This window comes from Streptomyces sp. DvalAA-14 (assembly GCF_900091855.1).
Lineage (GTDB): Bacteria > Actinomycetota > Actinomycetes > Streptomycetales > Streptomycetaceae > Actinacidiphila.
Window position 1 is genome coordinate 1 of record NZ_FMCH01000177.1, and the last position, 1634, is coordinate 1634.

Annotated in this window: 2 protein-coding genes; both read left to right on the forward strand. The window is 70.9% G+C overall.

What is annotated here, in order from left to right; genetic code table 11:
* Positions 1-229: 229 nt before the first annotated feature.
* Positions 230-859 carry a hypothetical protein gene (locus tag GA0115240_RS08645; RefSeq protein ID WP_093736068.1) on the forward strand — a complete coding sequence of 210 codons (630 nt, stop codon included), beginning with the start codon at positions 230-232 and terminating at the stop codon, positions 857-859.
* Positions 860-1137: 278 nt separating this feature from the next.
* The coding region (locus tag GA0115240_RS36750; protein WP_346267927.1) for a DUF6801 domain-containing protein at positions 1138-1634 on the forward strand (497 nt) is incomplete at its 3' end.

Here is a 1634-nt window from a genome sequence, read left to right on the forward strand (position 1 = left end):
AATACCCATCAGTAGGGTGGCCCGGAGAATCTTGGCCAGGATTATTGCGCCCTCCGGTTACTGGTGCGTAACGTCCTGCTCCGCAAGGGCAACCGAGGGAATCGGTGCCCACGTTCCAGGTAGTAGCCGTAACCGAATTCCGCGCCTGAGCAGCACGGGACCCGGTTTATCAGGTACGTCCCTCCCCTCGAATCCACCCTCGAAAAATCCTCTCAGGAAGGATCAGCCCATGCGCAAGTTCACGAAGGCGGCCTCGGGCGTCGCGGTCACCGGTACGGCGCTCCTCGCCGCGATCGGCCTCGCCGCCGCCCCGGCCTTCGCCTCGGTGAGCTCGGTGGTCATCACCGGCAGCACCGGCAGCGGCGGCGCCTTCACGGCCACCGCCACCTCCCCGACGCTCACCGACAACACCACCGGTGCCAAGCTCACCTGCACCTCGGCCGCCGCGACCGGCGCCGCGGCCAACGGCACCTACACGGCGGGCGCGCCCACCTCGATCAAGGTCGGCACCGTCAAGACCGCCACCTGGAACACCTGCAAGCTGAACAGCATCACCTTCGGCGTCACCGCGCAGAGCCTGCCGTGGAACCTCAACATCACCGGGCCCACCGCGAGCGGCAGCACCCCCGGCTCGCTCACCGGTGTCTCGGCCAAGCTGACCGGTCTGTGCACCGCCACCATCACCGGCACCGTGACCGGTAGCTACGTCAACAGCAGCCACACCCTGGCGCTGAACGCCGGCAGCCTGTCCGTCTCCGGTGTGGGCGGCCTGTGCCTCGGCCTGATCAACAACGGCGACTCGATCACCTACAAGGCGAACTACGTCGTCACCCCCTCGCTGCAGGTCAACGCCACCTGACGCGGCGCCGCTCCGGGCGAGCGGCGATGTGAGGCCAGGGCCCCGGTGGGCACTCCCGCCGGGGCCCGCTCCGGGCTGGCCGGACACTCACCGGAGGACAAAATTCCGGCGGCCGTTTGTCACTCGTTGACAAGAAACCGGGCCGTGCGGGAACCCGCCGACTTTCCATGGTCCGATCGCTTGTCCGCTCTTATTACCCGACCGTAATGTCCTGCGTCGCTGACGCCTGCCCGACGTCCGCCCGATTCGTGCCCGAAGCCTGCCTGAGGAGTGCCGAGATGAGGGGTGCCGTGAACCCGCGCCGAGCCGCGCGGTTCGCCGCCGCCGCGGCCGCGGCCCTGCTCGCGGGACTGCTGCCCGGCATGAACTCCGCGGCCAGCGGCCCCGACGGCTCCCTCACGCTCGGCTACACCTGCCAATTCCCGGCCGGCGACCAGCAGATCGGCGTCGCCTTCCAGCAGAAGTACCCGGCGGCCGGGGCGGTGGGCGCGGACATCCAGCCCGGCCGGCTGACCGCCGTGGCCACCGTGCCGCAGGCAGCGGCCGCCGCCCTGCTGCCCGCCGACGCGGCCGCGGTCAGCGCGAGCGCGACCCTCACCGCCCGGGTCGCGCAGGGCGACTCGGCGGCCGACGCGCAGTGGTCCGGCCTGACCGCCGCCGAAGTCCCGGCCACCGGCGACCTGGTGCTCACCCTCGGCGGGGCCGTACCGCCGCTGAGCGTCACCGCTCCCGGCGACGTACGGTTCTCGGCGGGCGCGCTGGATCTCACCCTGCA